This window comes from Flavobacterium sp. (assembly GCF_027484705.1).
GTDB lineage: Bacteria > Bacteroidota > Bacteroidia > Flavobacteriales > Flavobacteriaceae > Flavobacterium.
The window spans coordinates 107,521-131,392 of record NZ_JAIXSL010000003.1 but is presented as its reverse complement, the minus strand read 5'-3'; the positions used below and the strand labels follow the sequence as shown (position 1 = coordinate 131,392).

Annotated in this window: 31 protein-coding genes; 5 read left to right on the top strand and 26 right to left on the bottom strand. The window is 39.2% G+C overall.

Going from position 1 to position 23,872, the window contains the following annotated elements:
- Nucleotides 1-71: 71 nt before the first annotated feature.
- The 22 genes from rpsE to rpsL form a co-directional block, all read right to left on the bottom strand.
- Nucleotides 72-593, bottom strand: coding sequence for a 30S ribosomal protein S5 (gene rpsE / locus Q0058_RS00880; RefSeq protein ID WP_298220729.1), 522 nt, complete (start codon nt 591-593; stop codon nt 72-74).
- A gap of 4 nt (nt 594-597) precedes the next feature.
- Complete coding sequence (rplR, locus tag Q0058_RS00875; RefSeq protein WP_298220727.1) at nt 598-948, bottom strand: 50S ribosomal protein L18; 351 nt, start codon at nt 946-948, stop codon at nt 598-600.
- Nucleotides 949-962: 14 nt separating this feature from the next.
- Nucleotides 963-1,505 carry a 50S ribosomal protein L6 gene (gene rplF / locus Q0058_RS00870; protein ID WP_298220725.1) on the bottom strand — a complete coding sequence of 181 codons (543 nt, stop codon included), beginning with the start codon at nt 1,503-1,505 and terminating at the stop codon, nt 963-965.
- 13 nt (nt 1,506-1,518) lie between these two features.
- Nucleotides 1,519-1,917, bottom strand: a complete 399-nt coding sequence (rpsH, locus tag Q0058_RS00865) for a 30S ribosomal protein S8 (RefSeq protein ID WP_298220723.1) — start codon at nt 1,915-1,917, stop codon at nt 1,519-1,521.
- 140 nt (nt 1,918-2,057) lie between these two features.
- Nucleotides 2,058-2,327, bottom strand: a complete 270-nt coding sequence (gene rpsN / locus Q0058_RS00860) for a 30S ribosomal protein S14 (protein ID WP_031456037.1) — start codon at nt 2,325-2,327, stop codon at nt 2,058-2,060.
- Nucleotides 2,328-2,330: 3 nt separating this feature from the next.
- Nucleotides 2,331-2,882: a 50S ribosomal protein L5 gene (rplE, locus tag Q0058_RS00855; RefSeq protein WP_298220720.1), complete on the bottom strand. Its 552-nt coding sequence runs from the start codon at nt 2,880-2,882 to the stop codon at nt 2,331-2,333.
- A gap of 2 nt (nt 2,883-2,884) precedes the next feature.
- Nucleotides 2,885-3,199: a 50S ribosomal protein L24 gene (gene rplX / locus Q0058_RS00850; RefSeq protein WP_298220718.1), complete on the bottom strand. Its 315-nt coding sequence runs from the start codon at nt 3,197-3,199 to the stop codon at nt 2,885-2,887.
- Between the two features lie 11 nt (nt 3,200-3,210).
- Nucleotides 3,211-3,579 carry a 50S ribosomal protein L14 gene (gene rplN, locus Q0058_RS00845; protein ID WP_007803649.1) on the bottom strand — a complete coding sequence of 123 codons (369 nt, stop codon included), beginning with the start codon at nt 3,577-3,579 and terminating at the stop codon, nt 3,211-3,213.
- A 2-nt stretch (nt 3,580-3,581) separates the two neighbouring features.
- Entirely contained in the window at nt 3,582-3,842 is a 261-nt protein-coding gene (gene rpsQ, locus Q0058_RS00840; protein ID WP_298220716.1) for a 30S ribosomal protein S17, read from the bottom strand.
- Nucleotides 3,843-3,851: 9 nt separating this feature from the next.
- Complete coding sequence (gene rpmC, locus Q0058_RS00835) at nt 3,852-4,043, bottom strand: 50S ribosomal protein L29 (protein WP_047774317.1); 192 nt, start codon at nt 4,041-4,043, stop codon at nt 3,852-3,854.
- Nucleotides 4,044-4,054: 11 nt separating this feature from the next.
- Nucleotides 4,055-4,480 (bottom strand): 50S ribosomal protein L16, encoded by a 426-nt coding sequence (gene rplP, locus Q0058_RS00830; protein ID WP_298220712.1) that lies wholly within the window; start codon nt 4,478-4,480, stop codon nt 4,055-4,057.
- A gap of 19 nt (nt 4,481-4,499) precedes the next feature.
- Complete coding sequence (gene rpsC / locus Q0058_RS00825) at nt 4,500-5,264, bottom strand: 30S ribosomal protein S3 (protein WP_298220709.1); 765 nt, start codon at nt 5,262-5,264, stop codon at nt 4,500-4,502.
- Nucleotides 5,265-5,269: 5 nt separating this feature from the next.
- Nucleotides 5,270-5,680 carry a 50S ribosomal protein L22 gene (gene rplV, locus Q0058_RS00820; RefSeq protein WP_298220707.1) on the bottom strand — a complete coding sequence of 137 codons (411 nt, stop codon included), beginning with the start codon at nt 5,678-5,680 and terminating at the stop codon, nt 5,270-5,272.
- A 6-nt stretch (nt 5,681-5,686) separates the two neighbouring features.
- Complete coding sequence (rpsS, locus tag Q0058_RS00815; protein ID WP_166335034.1) at nt 5,687-5,965, bottom strand: 30S ribosomal protein S19; 279 nt, start codon at nt 5,963-5,965, stop codon at nt 5,687-5,689.
- Between the two features lie 6 nt (nt 5,966-5,971).
- Entirely contained in the window at nt 5,972-6,796 is an 825-nt protein-coding gene (gene rplB / locus Q0058_RS00810; protein ID WP_298220703.1) for a 50S ribosomal protein L2, read from the bottom strand.
- A 16-nt stretch (nt 6,797-6,812) separates the two neighbouring features.
- Nucleotides 6,813-7,103, bottom strand: a complete 291-nt coding sequence (rplW, locus tag Q0058_RS00805) for a 50S ribosomal protein L23 (RefSeq protein WP_298220700.1) — start codon at nt 7,101-7,103, stop codon at nt 6,813-6,815.
- A 6-nt stretch (nt 7,104-7,109) separates the two neighbouring features.
- Nucleotides 7,110-7,739, bottom strand: coding sequence for a 50S ribosomal protein L4 (gene rplD / locus Q0058_RS00800; RefSeq protein WP_298220698.1), 630 nt, complete (start codon nt 7,737-7,739; stop codon nt 7,110-7,112).
- Nucleotides 7,739-8,353: a 50S ribosomal protein L3 gene (gene rplC, locus Q0058_RS00795; protein WP_298220696.1), complete on the bottom strand. Its 615-nt coding sequence runs from the start codon at nt 8,351-8,353 to the stop codon at nt 7,739-7,741. Before rplC ends, rplD begins: the two co-directional genes overlap by 1 nt.
- Before the next feature lie 109 nt (nt 8,354-8,462).
- Nucleotides 8,463-8,768 carry a 30S ribosomal protein S10 gene (gene rpsJ / locus Q0058_RS00790; RefSeq protein ID WP_091141407.1) on the bottom strand — a complete coding sequence of 102 codons (306 nt, stop codon included), beginning with the start codon at nt 8,766-8,768 and terminating at the stop codon, nt 8,463-8,465.
- Between the two features lie 11 nt (nt 8,769-8,779).
- Nucleotides 8,780-10,936, bottom strand: a complete 2,157-nt coding sequence (gene fusA / locus Q0058_RS00785; RefSeq protein ID WP_298220694.1) for an elongation factor G — start codon at nt 10,934-10,936, stop codon at nt 8,780-8,782.
- A 9-nt stretch (nt 10,937-10,945) separates the two neighbouring features.
- A complete protein-coding gene (gene rpsG, locus Q0058_RS00780) occupies nt 10,946-11,422 on the bottom strand; it encodes a 30S ribosomal protein S7 (RefSeq protein ID WP_298220692.1) in 477 nt (158 codons plus the stop codon).
- 24 nt (nt 11,423-11,446) lie between these two features.
- Complete coding sequence (rpsL, locus tag Q0058_RS00775) at nt 11,447-11,830, bottom strand: 30S ribosomal protein S12 (protein WP_007136570.1); 384 nt, start codon at nt 11,828-11,830, stop codon at nt 11,447-11,449.
- Nucleotides 11,831-12,103: 273 nt separating this feature from the next.
- On the opposite strand from rpsL, the gene Q0058_RS00770 reads away from it, so the two are divergent.
- The 4 genes from Q0058_RS00770 (at nt 12,104) to rlmB (ending at nt 19,329) form a co-directional block, all read left to right on the top strand.
- Nucleotides 12,104-13,771 (top strand): hypothetical protein, encoded by a 1,668-nt coding sequence (locus tag Q0058_RS00770; protein WP_298220690.1) that lies wholly within the window; start codon nt 12,104-12,106, stop codon nt 13,769-13,771.
- A gap of 117 nt (nt 13,772-13,888) precedes the next feature.
- Nucleotides 13,889-16,969: a SusC/RagA family TonB-linked outer membrane protein gene (locus Q0058_RS00765; protein WP_298220688.1), complete on the top strand. Its 3,081-nt coding sequence runs from the start codon at nt 13,889-13,891 to the stop codon at nt 16,967-16,969.
- Between the two features lie 5 nt (nt 16,970-16,974).
- On the top strand, nt 16,975-18,525 hold the full coding sequence (locus Q0058_RS00760; protein ID WP_298220686.1) for a RagB/SusD family nutrient uptake outer membrane protein: 1,551 nt from the start codon (nt 16,975-16,977) through the stop codon (nt 18,523-18,525).
- A 69-nt stretch (nt 18,526-18,594) separates the two neighbouring features.
- Nucleotides 18,595-19,329, top strand: a complete 735-nt coding sequence (gene rlmB, locus Q0058_RS00755; protein ID WP_298220685.1) for a 23S rRNA (guanosine(2251)-2'-O)-methyltransferase RlmB — start codon at nt 18,595-18,597, stop codon at nt 19,327-19,329.
- Here rlmB and Q0058_RS00750 read toward each other — a convergent pair.
- Complete coding sequence (locus Q0058_RS00750; protein WP_298220683.1) at nt 19,326-20,111, bottom strand: rhomboid family intramembrane serine protease; 786 nt, start codon at nt 20,109-20,111, stop codon at nt 19,326-19,328. The two genes, rlmB and Q0058_RS00750, sit on opposite strands and share 4 nt — an antisense overlap.
- Before the next feature lie 296 nt (nt 20,112-20,407).
- Here Q0058_RS00750 and Q0058_RS00745 point away from each other — a divergent pair, with 296 nt between their 5' ends.
- Nucleotides 20,408-21,685 carry a replication-associated recombination protein A gene (locus Q0058_RS00745; protein WP_298220681.1) on the top strand — a complete coding sequence of 426 codons (1,278 nt, stop codon included), beginning with the start codon at nt 20,408-20,410 and terminating at the stop codon, nt 21,683-21,685.
- On the opposite strand, the gene Q0058_RS00740 is transcribed toward Q0058_RS00745, so the two are convergent.
- The 3 genes from Q0058_RS00740 to radC are packed head-to-tail and all read right to left on the bottom strand — an operon-like array spanning nt 21,682 to nt 23,840.
- On the bottom strand, nt 21,682-22,398 hold the full coding sequence (locus tag Q0058_RS00740) for a hypothetical protein (protein WP_298220679.1): 717 nt from the start codon (nt 22,396-22,398) through the stop codon (nt 21,682-21,684). The genes Q0058_RS00745 and Q0058_RS00740 overlap by 4 nt on opposite strands.
- Nucleotide 22,399: 1 nt before the next feature.
- Complete coding sequence (locus tag Q0058_RS00735) at nt 22,400-23,086, bottom strand: YjjG family noncanonical pyrimidine nucleotidase (RefSeq protein WP_298220677.1); 687 nt, start codon at nt 23,084-23,086, stop codon at nt 22,400-22,402.
- A 58-nt stretch (nt 23,087-23,144) separates the two neighbouring features.
- Nucleotides 23,145-23,840, bottom strand: a complete 696-nt coding sequence (radC, locus tag Q0058_RS00730; protein WP_298220675.1) for a DNA repair protein RadC — start codon at nt 23,838-23,840, stop codon at nt 23,145-23,147.
- Nucleotides 23,841-23,872 lie beyond the last annotated feature (32 nt).

Below are 23,872 nucleotides of genomic sequence, written 5' to 3'. Positions count from 1 at the left end.
TTTTGTGTAAGAGGACAGTTGATTTTACTTCTAACTTGTTTTACTAATAATTTAGCCATAATTTCCTTGAATTAACCTTTAAAAACTTTCTCTAAAGAAACGCCTCTTTGTTTTGCAACGGTGTGCGCGCTTCTCATTTGCAATAAAGCATCAAAAGTTGCTTTAACTACGTTATGAGGATTGGATGATCCTTGTGATTTTGACAATACGTCGTGAATCCCTACTGATTCAAGAACTGAACGAACAGCTCCACCAGCGATAACTCCAGTACCATGAGAGGCAGGAATTAAGAAAACACGTGCACCACCAAATTTACCTTTTTGTTCGTGCGGAACTGATTGTCCGTTCAAAGGAATTTTTACAAGATTTTTCTTAGCATCTTCCACCGCTTTGGCGATCGCTTCAGAAACGTCTTTTGATTTTCCTAATCCGTGACCTACTACTCCGTTTTCGTCGCCTACTACTACAATCGCAGAGAAACCAAATGCTCTACCCCCTTTTGTAACTTTAGTAACACGATTCACACTTACCAGACGGTCTTTCAATTCAAGTCCGCTTGGTTTTACCGATTCTATATTTCTACTTTTAGACATATGATTAGAATTTAAGTCCAGCCGCTCTCGCGCCTTCTGCTAATGATTGGATACGACCGTGGTACAAATAACCTCCTCTGTCGAAAGTTACTGTATCAATTCCGGCTTTCAACGCTTTTTCACCGATCAGTTTTCCAACTGCTGCAGCTACTTCTACGTTTGTACCTTTACTTACTCCTTTTTCTCTTGAAGAGGCAGCCAACAAAGTTACTCCATTCACATCATCAATCAGCTGTGCGTAGATCTCTTTATTGCTTCTGAATACAGAAAGTCTTGGTTTAGCAGCAGTACCGCTAACGATTTTTCTAATTCTGAATCTAATTCTCTGTCTTCTATCCGTTTTCGTTAATGACATAATCTTATCTTTTATTAAGCGGATTTACCAGCTTTTCTTCTTAATACTTCACCTACGAACTTAACTCCTTTTCCTTTGTACGGCTCAGGCTTACGGAAACCTCTGATTTTCGCAGCGATAGCGCCTAACAATTGCTTGTCAAAAGATGTTAATTTTACGATTGGGTTCTTTCCTTTTTCAGAAATCGTCTCCAATTTTACTTCCGGAGCCACTTCTAAAATGATGTTGTGAGAGAAACCAAGAGCCAGATCTAATTTTTGTCCTTGGTTTGAAGCTCTGTAACCTACTCCAACCAATTCTAATTCTTTAGTGAAACCTTCAGATACACCCACAATCATATTGTTGATTAATGATCTGTACAATCCGTGTTTTGCTCTTTGATCTTTATGATCAGAAGGACGCTCTAAAGTGATGACGCCTTCTTCAATTTTTACAGTGATATCGCTATACTCCTGTGTTAATTGACCTAATTTTCCTTTAACTGTAATAATGTTGTCGCTTACTTCAACAGTAACACCAGCAGGAATCGAAATTGGATTTTTACCTATTCTTGACATGTTTGACTGTTTTTTAGTATACGTAACAAATTACTTCTCCACCCACATTCAATTGTTTCGCTTGCTTCCCGGTCATCAAACCTTTGGAAGTTGAAACGATAGCAATTCCTAAACCGTTAAGGATTCTAGGGATTTTTGCAGCACCAGCGTACTTACGTAAACCTGGCTTGCTAATTCTTTGGATATCTTTGATTACAGGCTCTTTGGTATCTTTGTCATACTTCAAAGCAATTTTGATCGAACCCTGAACGGCGTTGTCCTCAAATTTGTAACTCAAGATGTAACCTTGATCGAATAAGATCTTGGTAATTTCTTTTTTCAGATTAGATGCAGGAATCTCTACAACCTTGTGGTTTGCGGCCACAGCGTTACGTACTCTTGTCAAATAATCCGCAATTGGATCTGTATACATATTTATTAAATTGCGGCAACGGTTTTCAACAGAACTATTCTACTGAACCTGAAGCCATTAAACTCTATTTGAAAGCAGATAATCGTACGTTACCGGCTAAAAGCTGGCAAATGTACCATTATCTGCTGAAATAAACTAGCTTACCAGCTGGCTTTTTTTACACCCGGGATTAATCCGTTGTTGGCCATTTCACGGAATGTAACACGTGAGATACCGAATTGACGGATATAACCTCTTGGTCTTCCGGTCAATTTGCAACGGTTGTGCAAACGAACAGGTGAAGCATTTTTTGGTAATTTCTGTAAACCTTCGTAATCTCCAGCTTCTAACAAAGCCTTTCTTTTCTCAGCATACTTCGCTACCGTTTTTTCTCTTTTCACCTCACGGGCTTTCATTGATTCTTTAGCCATATCTTAATTCTTTTTAAAAGGTAATCCTAATTCAGCCAATAGTGATTGTGCTTCCTTATCGGTTTTAGCATTGGTCACGAATGAAATATCCATACCTGAGATTTTATTTACTTTGTCGATATCAATTTCAGGGAAAATGATTTGCTCCAAAACACCAAGGTTGTAATTTCCTCTTCCGTCAAAACCAGTCGCTTTGATTCCGTTGAAATCTCTTACACGTGGTAATGAAGACGTTACTAAACGATCTAGGAATTCGTACATTCTGTCGCCACGCAAAGTAACTTTAGCTCCAATTGGCATCCCTTTTCTCAATTTGAACGACGCAACGTCTTTCTTTGAGATGGTAGCAACCGCTTTTTGTCCGGTGATTTTAGTCAATTCTTCTACAGCGTAGTCGATCAACTTTTTGTCAGATACCGCGGCACCAACACCTTTACTCAAGACGATTTTCTCCAATTTAGGAACCTGCATTACATTTTTGTAACCGAATTCTTCTTTAAGAGCAGCAATAACTCTACTCTTGTATTCTGCTTTTAATCTAGGTGTATATGCCATGACTATAATACTTGATTAGATTTTTTGGACACTCTTACTTTTTTGTCTCCTTCTACTTTGCTTCCAACACGTGTCGCTTTTTTCGTTTTTGGGTCGATCAAAGAGATGTTTGAAATGTGGATAGGAGCTTCTTTCTTAACGATTCCGCCTTGTGGGCTTTTTGCAGATGGCTTAGTATGTTTAGATACCATGTTTACACCTTCAACGATCGCTTTGTTTTTCTCACGGTCAACACTCACGACTTTACCTTCAGAACCTTTATGGTCCCCGGCGATAACTCGTACTGTGTCTCCAGTTTTTATTTTTAGCTTTATCATCTTACTAATAATTAAAGCACCTCAGGCGCTAATGATACAATTTTCATGAATTGTTTTTCACGCAACTCTCTTGCTACCGGACCAAAAACACGAGTTCCTCTCATTTCGCCAGCCGCGTTCAAAAGAACACAAGCGTTATCGTCGAAACGGATGTAAGAACCATCGGCTCTTCTCACTTCTTTTTTGGTACGTACAACCACTGCAGTAGATACCGCTCCTTTTTTCACGTTTCCGTTTGGAGTGGCGTCTTTGATAGATACTACAATTTTATCTCCGACAGAGGCGTAACGACGTTTCGTTCCACCTAAAACACGGATCGTCAAAACTTCTTTTGCTCCTGTGTTGTCTGCTACTTTTAATCTTGATTCCTGTTGTACCATAATTATTTAGCTCTTTCTAAGATTTCAACTAATCTCCAACATTTGGTTTTTGATAACGGACGTGTCTCAGAGATACGTACGGTGTCACCAATGTTACAGTCGTTTGTTTCGTCGTGTGCGTGATACTTTTTAGTTTTCAACACGAACTTACCGTATAACGGGTGTTTTACTCTCGTAACTTGCGCCACAACAATGGATTTGTCCATTTTGTTTGACGTCACAACACCAATTCTTTCTTTTCTTAAGTTTCTTTTATCTTCCATTTTGCAGAATTATTGTAGCTCTCTTTTAGTTAACTCGGTAGCTAATCTCGCAACTGTTCTTCTTACACTTCTGATTTGAAGCGGGTTCTCAATTGGTGAAATAGCGTGAGCCATTTTTAGGTCGGCATATGTTTTCTTAGTCTGGCTAAGCTTCTCTTGCAACTCCGCTGCAGAAAGATCTTTTATTTCTGATTGTTTCATAATAATATAGATTATGCTTCGAAATCTCTTGCTACGACGAACTTAGTTTTTACTGGAAGCTTTTGTGCTGCAAGACGTAACGCCTCTTTTGCAACGGACAAAGGAACTCCTCCAACTTCAAACATGATTCTTCCTGGTTTTACTACGGCAGCCCAATATTCAACGGCTCCTTTTCCTTTACCCATACGTACCTCAAGAGGTTTCTTGGTGATTGGTTTGTCCGGGAAAATTTTGATCCACAATTGACCCTCTCTTTTCATGTAACGGGTTGCAGCGATACGCGCAGCCTCGATTTGACGAGAAGTCAGGAACATTCCATCTTCGTGAACCGATTTAATTCCGAACATGCCATTTGAAAGCTCATGCCCTCTTCCGGCATTTCCTTTCATTTTACCTTTCTGTACCTTGCGGTATTTTGTTCTTTTAGGCTGTAACATTTTTCTTTAATTTAAAAATTTACTTTCTTTTACGGTCTCCTGCAGGTTTTCTGTCTTTGTTGAAAGGCTTGCGATCTCCTCTTGGAGCATCACCACCTTTACCACCGCCAGTACCGGACTTTTGTTTGTCCATTCCTACAAGTGGAGAAAGATCTCTCTTTCCGTAAACTTCACCTTTCATGATCCACACTTTGATACCCATTCTACCATAAGTAGTATGCGCTTCAGCCAAAGCGTAATCGATGTCAGCTCTGAAAGTTGATAGAGGAATACGTCCTTCTTTGAAACCTTCTGAACGCGCCATCTCAGCACCATTCAAACGACCCGAGATCAAAACTTTGATACCTTCAGCGTTCATACGCATTGAGGCAGCAATAGCCATTTTGATAGCTCTTCTGTAAGAAATACGGCTTTCGATCTGACGTGCGATGCTTGTTGCAACTAAATAAGCGTCAAGTTCAGGTCTTTTGATTTCAAAGATGTTGATTTGAACCTCTTTGTCAGTAATCTTTTTCAATTCCTCTTTCAACTTGTCTACCTCTTGACCACCTTTCCCGATAATGATACCAGGACGAGCAGTAGTGATAGTAACGGTTACAAGTTTCAAAGTTCTCTCAATGATTACTTTTGATACACTAGCTTTTGATAAACGAGCGTGGATGTACTTTCTGATTTTATAGTCTTCGGCGATTTTATCCCCGTAGTCATTTCCACCATACCAGTTAGAATCCCAACCTCTGATGATCCCAAGTCTGTTTCCAATTGGATTTGTCTTTTGTCCCATCTTAATTAATTGCTTTGTGTGTTATTGTTATCTCCTAATACGATTGTCACGTGATTAGAACGTTTTCTGATTCTGTGTGCGCGACCTTGTGGAGCCGGACGAAGTCTTTTCAACATCATACCGCCATCTACTCTGATCTCTTTTATAAACAAGCCTGCTTCTGAAACGTTTCCGTCAGCATTTTTCTGCTCCCAATTGTTGATGGCAGACAATACTAATTTCTCTAATTTTCTTGAAGCTTCTTTTGAGCTGAATCTTAAAATATTCAAAGCTCTTTCCACTTTCTGACCTCTTACCAAGTCCGCTACTAAGCGCATTTTTCTAGGTGAAGTAGGGCAGTTATTCAATTTCGCGAAAGCAATAGACTTATTAGCCTCTTTTCTCGCATCTGCTGTTTCTCTTTTACGAACTCCCATTGCTTCTTATTTTTTACCTTTATTTTTTGCTCCAGCGTGACCTCTAAAAGATCTTGTCGGTGAAAACTCTCCTAATTTGTGACCTACCATGTTTTCTGTTACGTAAACTGGTACGAACTGACGACCGTTGTGAACTGCGATAGTTTGCCCAACAAAGTCTGGGGTAATCATCGAAGCGCGAGACCAAGTCTTAACGACTCCTTTGTTTCCTTTTTCAATGTTTTCCTGAACTTTCTTGTCTAACTTATAGTGAACGTAAGGTCCTTTTTTTAATGAACGTGCCATATCTTATTATTTCTTTCTACGTTCTACAATATACTTGTTACTCGGGTTCTGTTTAGAACGGGTTCTGTAACCTTTCGCAGGTATACCCTTTCTAGAACGTGGATGACCTCCAGAAGAACGTCCTTCACCACCACCCATTGGGTGATCCACAGGATTCATTGCTACTGGTCTTGTTCTTGGTCTTCTTCCTAACCATCTTGTTCTACCTGCTTTACCAGATACGATCAATTGGTGGTCAGAATTCGATACCGCTCCAATAGTAGCCGAACAAGTCAACAAGATCAATCTTGTTTCACCAGAAGGCATTTTAATCGTAGCGTATTTTCCATCACGCGCCATTAATTGTGCGAATGTTCCGGCTGAACGAGCGATAACCGCTCCTTGACCCGGACGCAATTCAATACAAGAAATTACAGTTCCCAATGGAATTTTACTCAATGGTAAAGTGTTACCAATTTCAGGTTGCGCATCGGCTCCAGAAGCTAATTTCTGACCTACTTGCAAACCGTTTTGAGCAATAACATATGTTTTCTCACCATCAGCATAAGCTAATAAAGCGATGAATGCAGTTCTGTTCGGATCGTACTCGATTGATTTTACCGAAGCCGGAATTCCGTCTTTAGTTCTTTTGAAATCGATGATTCTGTAACGCTGCTTGTGACCACCGCCTGTGTAACGCATGGTCATTTTTCCTTGACTATTTCTACCGCCTGAGTTTTTTATCGGTGCGATCAATGAACGCTCCGGCTTATCAGTTGTAATAGCGTCAAAACTATTCACAACTCTAAATCGCTGGCCCGGGGTAATAGGTTTTAATTTTCTAACTGACATAATGCTGCCTTATTGTTTAGATATTATTGTAAAAATCTATTGTTTCTCCTTCTTGTACTTGAACAATCGCTTTTTTGTAAGCGTTAGTCTTTCCACTGATCAGTCCACTTTTAGTGTATTTTGTAGAACGATCCGGTCTAACATTCATGGTGTTCACGCTAACAATAGTAACTCCGTAAGCAGCTTCTACAGCTTTCTTAATTTGCACTTTGTTGGCTTTTCTGTCAACCACAAAACCGAACTGATTCAAAACCTCACTTTGTTTGGTTACTTTTTCAGTTACTATAGGTTTAATTATGATACTCATATCCTATTATTTACTTAAATTTTCTTCAATTCCTTCTAAAGAACTCTCTAAAAGAACTAAATTATTTGCATTTAAAATCGCGTAAGTACTTAATTCTGAATTAGTTACGACGCTAGAAGCCTTTAAATTGCGTGAGGACAAATATACATTTTTATTTGAATCACCCAACACGAATAAAGATTTTTTATTCTCTAACCCTAAGGCTTTCAAAACACTGATGAAATTTTTGGTGTTTGGTGTCTCGAAATCGAAATCTTCAACCACTACTAAATTAGATTCTTTTGCTTTGATTGAGAACGCAGATTTTCTGGCCAGACGTTTCAAAGTTTTATTCAATTTGAATGAATAACTTCTTGGACGTGGTCCGAAAACGGTACCTCCACCTTTAAACAATGGACTCTTTTTGCTACCCGCACGGGCAGTTCCAGTTCCTTTTTGTTTTTTGATTTTACGTGTACTTCCTACTACTTCAGCTCTTTCTTTAGCTTTGTGCGTACCTTGTCTTTGATTAGCCAAATATTGTTTTACATCTAAGTAAACCGCATGATTGTTTGGCTCGATTGCGAATACTGCGTCAGAAAGTTGTACTTTTCTGCCAGTTTCTTTTCCGGTTTTATCTAAAACTTTTACTTCCATTACTTCTGAATGATTACATAAGAGTTTTTACAACCAGGAACGCATCCTTTGATCACAAGTAGGTTCTTTTCAGCCACTACTTTTAAAACTCTAAGATTTTGTACTTTCACATTATCTCCACCCATTCTTCCAGCCATACGCATTCCTTTGAATACTCTAGATGGATAAGATGAAGCTCCAACAGAACCTGGCGCTCTCAAACGGTTGTGTTGTCCGTGAGTTGCTTGTCCTACACCACCAAAACCGTGACGTTTAACAACACCCTGGAAACCTTTTCCTTTTGATACACCTTGCACATCTACAAATTCGCCTTCTTGGAAAACATCAACTGTTAACACTTCACCTAATTTGTACTCGTTCTCAAATTGGAATTCAACGACTTTTTTCTTAGCTACAGTTCCCGCTTTTTTGAAGTGACCTACGGCCGCTTGCGTGGAATGTTTCTCGTTTTTGTCATCGAAACCAAGTTGCAACGCTTCATACCCGTCGACCTCTTTGGTTCTGACTTGGGTAACAACGCATGGTCCAGCTTCGATTACCGTACAAGGAATATTCTTCCCGTTCTCGTCGAAAATGCTGGTCATGCCGATCTTTCTACCAATTAACCCAGACATAATTATTAATTATTGATTATTAAAAAAATTCTTTTTTGTTGCTCTTAGACATAAGTATAAAGTACCGGAAAAAAATCCCGATACTTTACACCAAAATCTTAGGCTTTACTTATACTTTGATCTCTACTTCAACCCCACTTGGCAACTCTAATTTCATAAGAGCGTCGATGGTTTTTGAAGAAGAAGAGTAAATGTCGATCAATCGCTTGTATGACATTACTTCAAATTGCTCTCTCGCTTTTTTGTTCACGTGCGGAGAACGCAATACGGTGAAAAGTTTTTTGTGTGTCGGCAACGGAATAGGTCCGGTTACCACAGCGCCAGTACTTTTTACTGTTTTTACGATCTTCTCTGAAGATTTATCCACCAACATGTGATCGTAAGATTTCAATTTTATTCTGATTTTTTGACTCATCTTTTTAAAAATTAAGCGTTTCCTTTAGCTTTTTTGATTACTGCTTCTGAAATGTTAGCAGGCGTTTCAGCGTAGTGTGAAAATTCCATAGTAGATGTTGCTCTACCAGAAGATAAAGTTCTCAATGTGGTTACATATCCGAACATTTCTGATAACGGCACATCCGCTTTGATGGTTTTCGCACCGGCTCTGTCACCCATATCATTCACCTGACCTCTACGACGGTTGATATCACCAACGATATCTCCCATGTTTTCTTCCGGTGTGATGACTTCCATTTTCATGATTGGCTCAAGGATGATAGCACCCGCAGCTTTCGCTACTTCTCTATAACCCATTCTTGCCGCTAACTCAAATGATAAAGCATCAGAATCCACAGGGTGGAAAGATCCATCCAATAAAGTCACTTTCAAACTATCCACTTGGTATCCTGCTAAAGGACCAGTTTTCATAGCTTCACGGAAACCTTTTTCTACAGATGGAATATATTCTTTAGGAACGTTACCACCTTTTACTTCATTTACGAACTGCAATCCTACAGGAACTTTACCGTCAACTTCATCTGCTGGCTCAAGTCTAAATACGATATCACCGAATTTACCACGACCTCCAGATTGTTTTTTGTATGTTTCTCTGTGTTGTGCAGATCTTGTAAAAGCTTCTTTGTATTCTACTTGAGGCTCACCTTGATTTACCTCAACTTTGAATTCACGTTTCATACGATCTACAAGGATGTCTAAGTGTAACTCACCCATACCTGAAATAATCGTTTGACCTGAAGCTTCATCAGTTCTAACTGTAAACGTTGGATCTTCTTCAGCCAATTTCGCCAAAGCCATACCCATTTTATCAACGTCAGCTTTAGTTTTAGGCTCAATAGCGATACCGATTACCGGTGCAGGGAATTTCATCGACTCAAGAATGATTGGGTGTTTTTCATCACACAAAGTATCTCCAGTTTTGATATCTTTAAATCCAACAGCAGCTCCAATGTCACCAGCCTCGATATACTCGATTGGGTTTTGTTTGTTCGCGTGCATTTGGTAGATACGTGAAATTCTTTCTTTGTTTCCTGAACGTGTGTTCAAAACGTAAGAACCAGCATCAAGACGACCAGAGTAAGCACGGAAGAAAGCCAAACGACCTACGAATGGGTCAGTAGCAATCTTAAATGCCAAAGCCGCGAAAGGCTCTTTTACATCCGGACGACGTAAGATTTTAGTTTGGTCTTCTTCCAACAATTCAGCATCATCAGGATGGATTCCCGTGATTCCTTCTTTGTCCATTGGAGAAGGCAAATATTTACAAACAGCATCTAACATAAACTGCACTCCTTTGTTTTTGAAAGAAGAACCTGCAATCATCGGGATGATCGCCATGTCCATAGTAGCTGCTCTTAAAGCTTTGTTGATTTCGTCTTCTGTGATAGAATCCGGATCTTCCATATACTTATCAAGCAAGTTTTCATCATAATCAGCAACCGCTTCGATAAGGATATCTCTGTATTGTTTCACTTCATCCGCCATATCAGCAGGAATCGGCACGATATCGAAAGTAGCACCTAAAGTTTCATCATGCCATACGATAGCTTGATTTTTAACTAAATCTACTACACCTTTAAAATCGATTTCATCACCGATAGGCAAAGTGATTGCCACAGCGTTTGATTTCAACATATCACGAACCTGTTGACAAACCGCTAAAAAGTTAGCCCCTTGACGGTCCATTTTGTTTACGAATCCCATACGTGGTACACGGTACTGATCCGCTAGTCTCCAGTTGGTTTCTGATTGAGGCTCAACACCGTCAACGGCAGAAAACAAGAAAACCAATCCGTCAAGTACGCGCAATGAACGGTTTACCTCTACGGTAAAATCCACGTGCCCTGGGGTATCGATAATGTTAAAGTGATAAGGCAATGATTCCGGTAAGATTTTACCTTGCTCAGTAGGAAAGTTCCACTCACAAGTTGTAGCAGCAGAAGTAATGGTAATACCTCTTTCTTGCTCTTGTGCCATCCAGTCCATGGTTGCAGCACCATCGTGCACTTCACCAATTTTATGTGATTTTCCGGTATAGAATAATATACGCTCTGTTGTTGTTGTTTTACCAGCATCAATGTGAGCAGCAATTCCAATATTTCTTGTGTATTTTAAATCTCTAGCCATTTCTTATGATTAAAATCTAAAGTGAGAGAATGCTTTATTTGCTTCAGCCATTTTGTGAGTATCCATTCTCTTTTTAACTGCTGCTCCTTCTTCTTTAGCCGCAGCTAAAACTTCAGAAGCTAGTTTTTGAGCCATAGATTTCTCATTTCTTCTTCTGGCGTAAAGGATTAACCATTTCATTGCCATAGAAATTTTTCTGTCTGGTCTGATTTGCATTGGAATTTGAAATGTCGCTCCACCTACTCTACGACTACGTACTTCTACGTGAGGCATAACATTAGTCAAGGCATCTTTCCAAATTTCTAATGACGATTTTTCAGCGTCTTGTTTTTTTGATTCTACGATATCAATCGCATCATAAAAAACTTTAAAAGCTGTTGATTTCTTTCCGTCCCACATTAAGTTGTTCACAAAACGCGTTACCAGTTGGTCGTTAAACCTCGGATCTGGTAAAAGGGGTCTTTTTTTGGCCGCTCTTTTTCTCATGTCTTTTTCTTAAAAGTTTTTAAATTACTTTTTTGCTTCTTTTGGGCGTTTCGCACCGTACTTAGATCTTCTTTGTGTTCTTCCTGCTACACCTGATGTGTCAAGCGCACCACGCACAATGTGGTATCTAACTCCTGGTAAATCTTTTACCCTTCCACCCCTAACTAATACTATCGAGTGCTCTTGTAGATTGTGTCCTTCTCCGGGGATGTAAGCATTTACTTCATTTCCGTTAGTCAAACGTACACGCGCTACTTTACGCATTGCGGAGTTTGGTTTTTTTGGAGTTGTAGTGTAAACACGCGTACAAACACCTCTTCTTTGAGGACAAGAATCTAAAGCAACCGATTTACTCTTCTTAGTTATCTGAGTTCTTCCAGTTCTTACTAATTGTTGAATTGTTGGCATAATTAATACTAAAAATTACTTATATATTAAATTTCCCGCTTTTTACGGGGTTGCAAATGTAGTAATAATTTTTAATGAAACAAATCATAACTAATTAATTTTTTCACGAAGTAATTATTTGTGTTTTAATGAAATAAAGAATCGTCCAAATTCAATTTTGAACCTTAAAACAAATTTGATTTCAACAGCAATTTCAAAGGCATTGTGCAAGAATTTATTTTTTATAGTAAAATGCTGTTTTTTGCGTTACTTTGATTAAAAGAAAGACTGAACTTGAAACCAATATTTTGCTTCCTATATATTATGATCGGATGGCATTGTGCCGCGCAGCAACAATACCTCAAAATCATCAGCGCTTCACCTGAAGAACAAAAGACCATTGATTCTATTGGCTACAATACTATACATCCTGACGCCAAATCCGTCGTGAATGAAATCAGGCTGTTTTCCGAAAAACTGACACAATCAGGCTACATTGAATCTGAAATGGAAAGTAATCAAAAAGTAAATGACTCGACATTTCTGTACCAATTCAAAGTTGGAAAACGCGTTTCGTTTATACATATATATATAAGGAAGGATTCTCCGCTGAAAAAACTCGAAGCATTCGATTCTAAAAAAGACACCCTAACAATTCCTTTCAACGAAACCGAATCTTTTATCAGACAGACTTTGACTAAACTAGAAAAGAAAGGATTTGCATTATCGAAACTGCAACTTATTAATATTAAAAAAGAGCAACAAAACCTTACCGCGGAACTGTCTGCCCAAACCGAAAAAATCAGACACCTAGATGATATAGTCATCAACGGCTACACCAAATTTCCCGAAAGCCACAAACACAACCTCAAACGGATTTACAAAAAGAAACTGTTCAATCAGGACAATCTGAAGAATGTTTATTCCGATATCGACAAATTCCGTTTTGTAAAGCAAACTAAATATCCTGAAATCCTGTTCACGACAGATTCGACCAAAGTGTTTGTGTATCTTGAAAAAGTGAAATCGAACAGCTTCGACGGTTTCATCGGTTTTTCCAATGACGCAGAAAAAAAGAACATCAGCATCAACGGCTATCTTGATTTGACGCTCAACAACCTGCTCAATACCGGCGAAACCTTTTCCTTATACTGGAAAAGCGACGGCAACGACCAGAAGACTTTTAACGCCAAAATCGAATTGCCTTATATTTTCAAAAGCCCGTTCGGACTCAAAGCACAACTTAATATTTTCAAGCAGGACAGTACTTTCCAGAACACACAAACCGCTTTAGATTTAGGTTATTTCTTCAATTACAATACGCGCGTTTATTTGGGATATCAATCTGCCGAATCGAGCGACATCCAAAATCAGAACACCACAAGCATCAGCGATTATAACAATTCCTTTGTGACGACGCAATTCGAATTTGTTGATTTCAAATCCGACGCGTTTTTATTTCCCGAAAAAACCAAAGTCGATTTTAAATTCGGCATCGGTTCCAGAAAATCTAAGCTGATTAAAAATGAGCAGACTTTTTTTAACATCAACCTCAAGCACACTTTCTTTCTGAACGACAAGAACAACATTCTTCTCAAAAGCCAGAATTATTACCTTAGTAGCGATGTTTACATTGTGAATGAATTGTATCGATTTGGCGGCATCAATTCCGTGCACGGTTTTAATGAAAACAGCCTTCAGGCCAATTTACTCACTTCACTACTCACCGAATATCGATACATCATTGCGCCAAGTTTATATGTGCACTCGATTATCGATTATGGGTATTACCAAGACAAAACCAGCAATGCAGGCGGAAATTTAATCGGTTTGGGATTCGGTTTCGGGCTTGCCACAAAAAATGGTCTTTTTAATATTGTCTATGCAAACGGCAGCACCAAAGAGCAGGAAATAAAAGGCTCAAACTCAATTGTTCACATCAGTTTTAAAACAAAATTCTAACCATTCTTAAAGTTTTGATAAATATTTCTTAAAGTTTTACAAATATTAGTTCCATTAATGTAAGGTTTTTAAGATTTAATTTACGATATTTACGATCCTAATTCAAAATTCTAACAAATGAAACTAAAGCTTAATGGATTATTAACACTGATGTTAGTGTTGATGGCGCATTTAACCTATGCGCAGGACATTACAGCAACTGGTACCGTTACCGATCAAAACGGTTTACCAATTCCTGGTGTCAATGTACTTGTTAAAGGAACTACAAGTGGAACACAAACCGACTTCGATGGAAAATTTAAGATTTCCGTCAAACAAGGTGAAAAATTAGTATTCACATTCCTCGGGATGAAAACAATTGAATTGTCTTCAGCGCCAAAAATGAAGGTTAAGATGACTGATGATGCCTTAGAACTGGAAGGCGTTGTAGTTACCGGTACCGCGAAAGGCAAGAACATTAAAGAAATGACATACTCTATTGGTCAGGTTAACTCCTCGATACTTGAAAAGGTACCTGCCACAGACGCGTTAACTGCTTTGCAAGGAAAAATTTCGGGCCTTAAAATTAATTCTACATCTGGAGAACCGGGAAGTGATGTCTCGGTTTTATTACGTTCGGCAAATTCATTAAGTACGGGTCAAAAACCGTTAATTATTCTCGATGGCGTTATTCTTGAAGGCGGCCTAGCCGATGTCAACACTCTAGATATTGATCGCGTCGAGGTTGTAAAAGGAGCAGCAGGTGCTTCATTATACGGATCAAGAGCAGCAAGCGGCGTTATTCAAATTTTTTCTAAACGAGGCAAAGGCCTCAATGGAAAAACCAAAATTACTTATAGATCAGAAATAGGTTTTAATCAAGTAACTGAGAAGTTAGACTTAGCAACAAAGCATTTCTACCAACTTACTCCGGATGGATCTGATTTCCTATTTGACGAAACCGGTGACCGAATACTTGAAGATGATTTAATTTCAGACAATCCCTATCCTGCAAAGTATAAACTGTATGATTATCAAAGTTTAATATTTAAATCCGGACAGTTTAGCTCTCATCATATTGCTGTTGAAGGAGGAAAAGACAATACCAACTTCTTGTTATCTTATGATCGACAAGAATCTGAAAGCGTTATCGTGCTTACTAAACCATACACCAGAAATAATTTCAGAATTAATTTAGACCACAGCATATCCGATAAATTTAAAATTGGAACCTCTATGGTTTATTCTAATTCTAAAAGAGATCCTTTTATTTCAGGAACAACCAATAGCGTTTTATTCAATGCAAATATTATTGAACCTATTTACAATTGGTATGCTCCCAACACGAATGGAACAGCTTATCAATGGGATGTGCAGAATCAATTCACTTTCAAACCTAACGGACAGGAAAGGAATCCTTTATATACTCTAGCCAATAACCAAAGAAAAGAGTCCAGAAACCGATTCATTGGAAGTTACAATGCTTCTTACGAAGTAACAAAATGGTTTAAAGCCATTGCAGAATATTCTCTAGACTACGAAAACAGCGACTTTACTGACTTTATAGATAAAGGATATTTGTCGGATCATCCAGATGGTAATGCTCGCACAAAAGGTTTTTTGGCTAAAGCGACTTTTAATGGTAAAGCAGAAAATTTCAGAATGGAAGGTCTTTTCTCAAAATCAACCGGAAAGTTAAACGGCAATCTAAAAGTTGGCTTCTTAGACGAAAGATATGTTAATGATTTTAGCAGAACCGAAGGATATGGATTGGCTGTTTCGGGTATTCAAACATTAGATAATTTGATTGGTCCTGCCAAACAAACTTCTTCAAGAAGTGAGGAAATAATTACCAATAGTTACTATGGAGTATTAGACGCAGATTACAACAAGCGTGTTTTAGTAAGCTTTTCGTTTAGAAGAGAAGGTTCGTCCTTGTTTGGCGTTAATACCCGATGGAATAATTATTACAGAGCAAGTGGTGCCTATCGATTCATTACCGATGAATCAAACATCAAAGGCATACAAGAATTTAAACTTAGAGCTTCTGTAGGAACTGCGGGTATTAGACCTCTATACGGCTTCAGAGATGAAACATTTACATTAACAAACGGAACTGCAACCAAAGCAACGCTTGGAAACGACAATTTAAAACCAGCAGTTGCCAGAGAAATTGAACTGGGTTTTAACACCAGTTTCCTCAAAAGATTTGATTTAGAATTCAATTATGTAACAACGAATACCAAAGATCAAATTTTACTAGTGCCACTTTCAGGTGTAACAGGTTATACAGGTCAATGGAGAAATGCCGGAGAAATAGAAGCCAAATCATATGAAGTAAGTTTAGGAATTAATGTGGTTAAGAACGATAATTGGAAATGGGATTTAAATATTTTATGGGACAAATCATCTCAAAAAGTAAAAAAATTAGATGTGCCAAGTTATTTTACTGGTCCCGGAACACAAGAGTCGACCTTTTTCAAAATTGCTGAAGGTGAAAATTTTGGCGCCATGTACGGCAGTACTTTTATGACCTCTTTGTCACAACTGCCTTCAACTGCGAATCCTGCTGATTATTCTATAAACTCCAGAGGATATGTAGTTGACAACGCAACAGGTTCTGCTCAAATTTATAAAGATGCTACCGGAAACTCGAATTTCAAAATTGGTGATATAACTCCTGATTTCAACATGAGTTTTTCTTCCAATTTAAAATACAAAAAATTCGATTTATATACTTTAGTATATTGGAAAAAAGGTGGAGACATCTACAACAAAGCCAAACAATGGCTATACAGAGACAACAGAAGTGTTGATGTGCAAAACGAAGGATTACCGTATAATTTTTATCAATCTTTATACAATATCAATCAAGCAAGTGCTGCATTCGTAGAAGATGGTTCTTTTGTGAGATTAAAAGAAGTATCGCTATATTATACCCTCAACAAAGATGTTTACGGAAACATTAGTAAGTATATCGATGAAATAAAATTTGGTGTTATCGGAAGAAACTTATTAACTTTTACCGATTATACGGGAGCTGACCCTGAAATTTCTCACACAGCACAAAATGGCAGAACAGAATTAACGTCAAGAACTTCTGACGGTATAGGTAGCGATGCTAGCACTCCTGGTGGAGATCCGAATGTATTTAAAGTAGATAATTTCTCCTATCCAACTTTGAAATCATTTTCTTTTTCAATTCAATTAAAATTTTAATCATTATGAAAACAATTTCAAAACTTAAAATAACATTATTAATTGTTGTTTCATTATCCATAAATTCATGTACGAAGGACATTGATAATGTAACTAATAATAATGACCCGAATGCAGCGCAAGTATTGTCTACTGGTTCAGATTTAACATCTGTCATTGCGGGTGGGTTTGCTTCATGGTGGCAAGCAGGCAATCGAGACACCTATCCTGCCCTGGCTGTTGCCGGAGATATTGCGACCTGTTCTTGGGGGAATTATGGCATGAGAACTTTATCTAATGAACCTAGAAATTCTATTCCAAATAGTACCTCTTGGTCAGATGCCAGTGTTTTAGAGCAACCGTGGGGAGGTTATTACGCCGCGGCATCAGGCGCTAGTGATGTTATAAAAGCGATTAACAAAGGAGTTGTTTACGAGGTAGATGGCGTTGATGAAACCAATTCAATTCTAGCTTCAGCCTACTTTTTAAGAGGTATCTCATTAGGCTATTTAGGTTTACTTTTTGACAAAGCCATCATCATAGATGAAAATTCAATTCCAACAATAACCCAATTGTCTAGTTATAATGAGGTGATTACTGCTGCTATAGCTGATTTGGATAGAGCAAGAGATTTGTCTTCAACAAATACCTTCACACTTCCGTCAAACTTTATTAATGGTTATGCATTAGACAACGACAAACTGATAAAATTATGCAACTCTTATGCCGCAAGATTCATTGTTCAAGGAGCAAGAACTCAAGCTGAAACTGATGCCATTAATTGGGCAACAGTAAAAACACTAGCTGAAAATGGCATTCAAAATGACTTTGGTCCTATAGGTGATAATGGTGTAAACTGGTGGAGTAATGTTGTTGTTTTATCCTCATCTCCTAATGGTTTTGAAGAATCGGGAGGCAGATTAGACATGAGAATTGTTCATTTAATGGATCCTACCCAACCGTTATTTTATCCAACAACCACGAATCTAGACAATCTTGCTATTACAACAACTGACAATAGAATCAATACCGATTTTGATTTTGATGATCAGGTTTATTTTAGACCAGCTAGAGGTAAGTATCATTTTTCTCATTACATCAGTAAAAGATATGTTACAGATCCGTTTTTCTCTGATGGATCAGACACCAAACGTTTAGTAACCTTTGCAAAAGCAGACAATGACTTATTATTAGCAGAAGCCAATGCCAGATTAGATAATTTATCAGATGCCATTACAATAGTTAATAATGGCACAAGAGTTTCAAGGGGAAATCTGGCACCTATTGCAGATTCCGCTACCAAAAATCAAGTTTTAGACGCCATTTTCTATGAAAGATATGTTGAATTATTTAACACTGCACTTGGAGGCGGTTTCTTTGACAGAAGAAGAACCAATCAACTTCAAAAGGGTACTTTTAGACATTTCCCTGTTCCTGCAAGTGTATTGCAAGTTATCGGTCAAGACTTGTATACCTTCGGAGGAGCGAATAACGACCCAACAGGAATGGTAGCTCACTATAATATCGAAAATAATCCAACCAGGACAGACGATACAAACCTTCCTACTTTTAATTAGATAAAAAATTACTTTTAAATAAAGAACCCCTTTTTGTGAGGGGTTTTTTATTTTTATTAGCTTTGCGTCATGGAAAAAGAACATCTGATATTCGGCATCCGTGCCATCATAGAAGCGATTCAATCGGGAAAGGAAGTCGATAAAGTCTTCATTCAAAAGGAGATTTCAGGCGAATTAATGAAAGATTTGATGAAGGTCATGAAGCGCGCCAATGTCAACTTCTCCTACGTTCCTGTAGAAAAACTCAACAGGCTGACACCCAACAACCATCAGGGCGCTGTAGCCACGATCTCACCGATTGGCTTCATGGATTTGGAGCAATTGGTAGAAGCCACCATGGAATCCGGAAAAACGCCTTTGTTTCTGATCCTCGACCAAATTTCCGATGCGCGTAATTTCGGAGCCATCATCAGAACGGCCGAATGTACAGGTGTCAATGGCATAATTGTCCAAAAAGCAGGTTCTGCTCCGGTCAATGGCGATACCGTAAAAACTTCAGCCGGCGCCGTATTCAATGTGCCAATCTGTAAAGTCGAGCATATTAAAGACGCTGTTTTTTACTTACAGGGTTCCGGAATTAAAACCGTTGCCGCAACAGAAAAAACAGAGCAAAATATCTACGATGTTGCTTTGAATGAACCTGTAGCGATTATTATGGGAAGTGAAGACCGCGGTATCAATCCTTCAGTATTGAAAATTGTAGATGAAAAAGCCAAACTGCCAATGTTCGGCACAATCGGATCTTTGAACGTTTCGGTAGCTTGCGGCGCGTTCCTATACGAAGCCGTGCGCCAAAGAAGTTAAGGATTTCCTTTTCGTTTTATAATATATTTATTCTCGACGGCATCATAAACGACGTCATATTCTGTGGTAGTTGTATGCAATGAATCTTGCGGTTCGCTTATGATTGGTTCAGGCGGTGGCAAATTGACGAAATTGCCATGCTCATCAAACCGTTGCATAAATTTATCTTCCTGCGGATCGTAATCTTCGCGTTCCCAATCATATCGGATGAGTTTTTTGTATTCCGGGGTTTTGAACGAAACGGCAAACGCAAATCCTACAATCAATCCGGCGAGATGCCCTTCCCACGAAATCCCTTCTTTGACGTTCGGGAAAATATACCAGACCAAACCACCGTAAACCATCACAATCATTAATGACAAAGCCACCAAACGGTAATATTTCGTGCGAATGCCTTTGAAAAATATAAAACTGACGAGCAAATAGACCAATCCGCTCGCGCCGATGTGATACGATTCTCTACCAATAATCCAAGTGATGGCGCCGGTCAAGAGCAGTCCGTAGCCTAAAACCAGGAACGTCTGTTCGCGATAAAAGAACCGCAAAGCAGCAATCAGTATGAATAACGGAATAGAATTGTTATAAAGGTGTTCGATGTTCCCATGAATGAACGGGCTGAAAAGAATCCCGCGTAAACCGTCGAGTGAACGCGGATAAATGCCGTATTCTTCGAGATCAAAATGAAAACGCACGCCGAACCAAAAGACAATCCATAAAAGCAGCACCGACAGAAAAGGAAGCGCAATGACGGAGGCGGAGAATTTGAAATGTTGGTCTTCCATTGAGATTGTGAGATTTTAAGACTCTAAGATTTTAAGAACCGCCTAGGAACGTTTTCTTGACTCTTGTTCGTTTGCGAACGGTTGTCAAAAATGTATCCAAAAAAAACGGCGTGCTATTTTGTCAGTTTTTGAAATGGAAACGATTGCCCTAGCCCGGATGGCAAAGGCATCCTTTTGTGTCGGCGTTCGACGCAAAAGATATAGTGGACAGCCGGATCAAGCTCCTAAAAATACTTCAATTTTTAACGGCCCACTTTGTCGAATAATCTTTAAATTTACGTTCTTGAATTATGACCATGGAAGCACCTTTAGCCGAGCGCATTCGCCCGCAACATCTCGAAGATTATATCAGCCAGTCGCATTTGGTCGGGCCCAATGGTTCGCTGACTTTGCAGATTGAGAAAGGCATCATTCCGTCATTGATTTTTTGGGGTTCGCCGGGAACGGGAAAAACGACTTTGGCGCAGATTATCGCGCAGGAATCGAAACGGCCGTTTTATGTGTTGAGTGCGATCAATTCAGGGGTGAAAGACATTCGCGAAGTGATTGAAAAAGCCAAACAAAGCGGTGGTCTGTTTACTTCGAAAAACCCGATTTTGTTTATTGATGAGATCCACCGGTTCAGCAAATCACAGCAGGATTCGTTGCTCGCGGCCGTTGAAAAAGGCTGGATTACGTTGATTGGCGCGACTACCGAAAACCCGAGTTTTGAAGTGATTCCCGCGTTACTGTCGCGTTGTCAGGTTTATGTGCTGAATCCGTTTACGAAAACCGATCTTGAAGCTTTATTGCAACGTGCGATGGCCACTGATGTCATTTTGAAACAGAAAAATATCGAATTGCGCGAAACCGAAGCTTTGTTAAGACTTTCAGGCGGCGATGGACGCAAATTATTGAATATTTTCGAACTCGTCGTCAACGCGTCGGATGAAGACGAAATTCTCATCACCAATGAACGCGTTTTGCAAATCGTGCAACAGAATACGGTGTTGTATGACAAAACCGGCGAGCAGCATTATGATATCGTTTCGGCTTTCATCAAATCGATTCGAGGAAGCGATCCGAACGCGGCAGTTTATTGGCTGGCGAGGATGATTGAAGGTGGTGAAGACGTAAAATTCATTGCGCGACGCATGCTCATTTTATCGAGTGAAGATATCGGAAACGCTAACCCTACGGCTTTCATCATGGCCAACAATACTTTTCAGGCGGTTTCAACGATTGGTTATCCTGAAAGCAGAATTATCCTAAGCCAGTGCGCAATTTATCTCGCGACTTCTCCGAAAAGCAACGCTTCGTATATGGCGATCAACAACGCGCAACAAACCGTTGCGGCTACGGGTGATTTACCGGTTCCGATTCCTTTGCGCAATGCACCGACCAAACTCATGAAAGAATTAGGTTATGGCGATGAATACAAATACTCACATGATTTCGCGAACAATTTTGCGGAACAGGAATTTCTGCCTGACGCGATTTCAAATACGGCGTTTTATGTTCCGGGAAACAACAGCCGTGAAAACGGAACGCGCGAATTTTTGAAAAACCGCTGGAAAGAGAAGTACGGTTATTAAAACTTTACGTCGATTTTTTCCGAAACCAGTTGGTCTTGTTGGTAATATTCAAAAAACCATTGGTTGTCTTTGGAGATCAGAACGCCTGTGATGGTTCCTTTAATAGCAGTAAACATTTGTGGGTTCGATGTTTTTAAGGCCTTGATTACCACTTTGGACGTCGCATCAACCAACTGATAACCGTTGGGAATGGGTTGAGCTTGAAGTAAATCCGTATCCTCAAACGAGGCATTCATGATGGTGGTTTGCGGATTTAAAACTTCCTTTTTTGGCTTAATTTCCAAAGGTTGGTACTGATAATGTAGCGCCTCAAAAGAATCGAAAGCTTTGGATAATGCCTCAGTATAAGCATCTCTGTATTTTTTCTCTTTACTTTTCCCGACCGCTGATTCATAAACTACCACATGACTGCAATCTTTTAAAGTGACTTGCATTTTGGTCATGATAAAACTTCCTGAACTTTTCACTTCAGCAAATAATTTATCACAATTCGAATCCCTGATTTCGGCCGGAAGTTCCTCCGTATCGAGGTAAGCTTTGAATCCGTACTTTTCCAATAGCATTTTGGTCAGCGTATTCAAATGGTATTGGTCTTTTTCAGAGGAAAAACCAAATTGTGCAGGCACTATGACATATCGGTATTGATTGATGGTGTTTTGTGCCGACAAAAACGAACTAAAACAAACAAAAACAAACCATAAATATTTTTTCATCCTAGAAAATCGTTTTGAGTTGGGCTAAAGTACTGATTTGAATAATATGCTCCGAAACTTCCACCTGATTCGGATTGAAAAAAATGGCTTCCATACCAAAATCGAGCGCACCAATCACATCGGCTTCCATCGAATCGCCAATCATGATGCTTTGCTTTTTATTCGCTTGAGCCAAATGCAACGCGTGCTGAAAAATAATCGGATTGGGTTTTTTTGCACCGGCCATTTCTGAATTGGTGACCGTTTTGAAATACTGCGCCAAATTAGCATTCGACATTTTTCTAAACTGTACTTCGGCAAAACCGTTGGTAATAATGTGCAAATCGTAACGCGCTTTCAGATACGACAAAGTTTCCAGAGCATCGTCAAACAAATGGTTGAATTCCGGCAACAACTGAATATAATCATGGGCAATCTGCTCAATCTGACTGTCGGAAATAGCAAATTTAATAGCATCGAAAGACTGCTTCAGACGCTGGTAACGCAACTCGTCATGCGACATTTTATCGACCTGAAACAAGGCCCAACAAGCCTGATTGATTGGGATGTATTTTTCTAAAAACTCCGCCGTAACCACCTGAGGATAATCCTTTTTAAAAATCTGATCGAAAGCCAAAGCCGAATTCGTATCGAAATCCCAAAGCGTATGATCAAGATCGAAGAAAATATGAGTGATGTCGTTTTTCAACTGTATTAATTTTAAAAAGCAAAAATCGGAAAGTTTTTGGTTTCTGATGTTAAATCCATCAAAGAATTCCATCATCCGAAAAACTGAAATAGCGCGATTCAGTGACAATGACGTGGTCTAAGATTTTAATGTCGAGTTGCTCGCCTCCGGTTTTAAGTTTTCTGGTAATCTGTTTGTCGGATTCGCTCGGTTGCAAAGTTCCCGACGGATGGTTGTGCGTTAGAATAATGCCGACCGCGCCCAATTCCAGAGCGGTTTTAAAAACCAACCGAACATCAACCACGGTTCCGGTAATCCCGCCTTTGCTCAACTGTGATTTGGCAATGATTTTATTGGCATTGTTGAGATAAATGATCCAAAATTCCTCGTAAGACAGTTCGCCAATAATCGGCTGCATAATTTCAAAAACCGTTTGGCTTGAAGTGATTTTCTGAAGTTCCTCGGCTTCTTCTGCCCTACGTCGTCTGCCCAGTTCCATCGCGGCTTGGATCGTAATCGCTTTGGCATCGCCGATTCCTTTAAATTTGTTGAGTTGGGCTACCGATAGTTTTCCGAGCGCGTTCAGGTTTTGGTTTACACTGGCCAGAATGCGCTGGCTCAACGCTACGGCCGATTCGTTGCGGCTTCCTGAACCGATAAGGATTGCGATGAGTTCGGCGTCGCTGAGTGCCGCTTTGCCTTTGAGTAATAATTTTTCGCGTGGTTTGTCATCTTCCGACCAACTGCGGATGGGAAAAAAAGTGTTTTCAGACATGGTTGTATGGCGTTTAAATGAAGGACTAATAT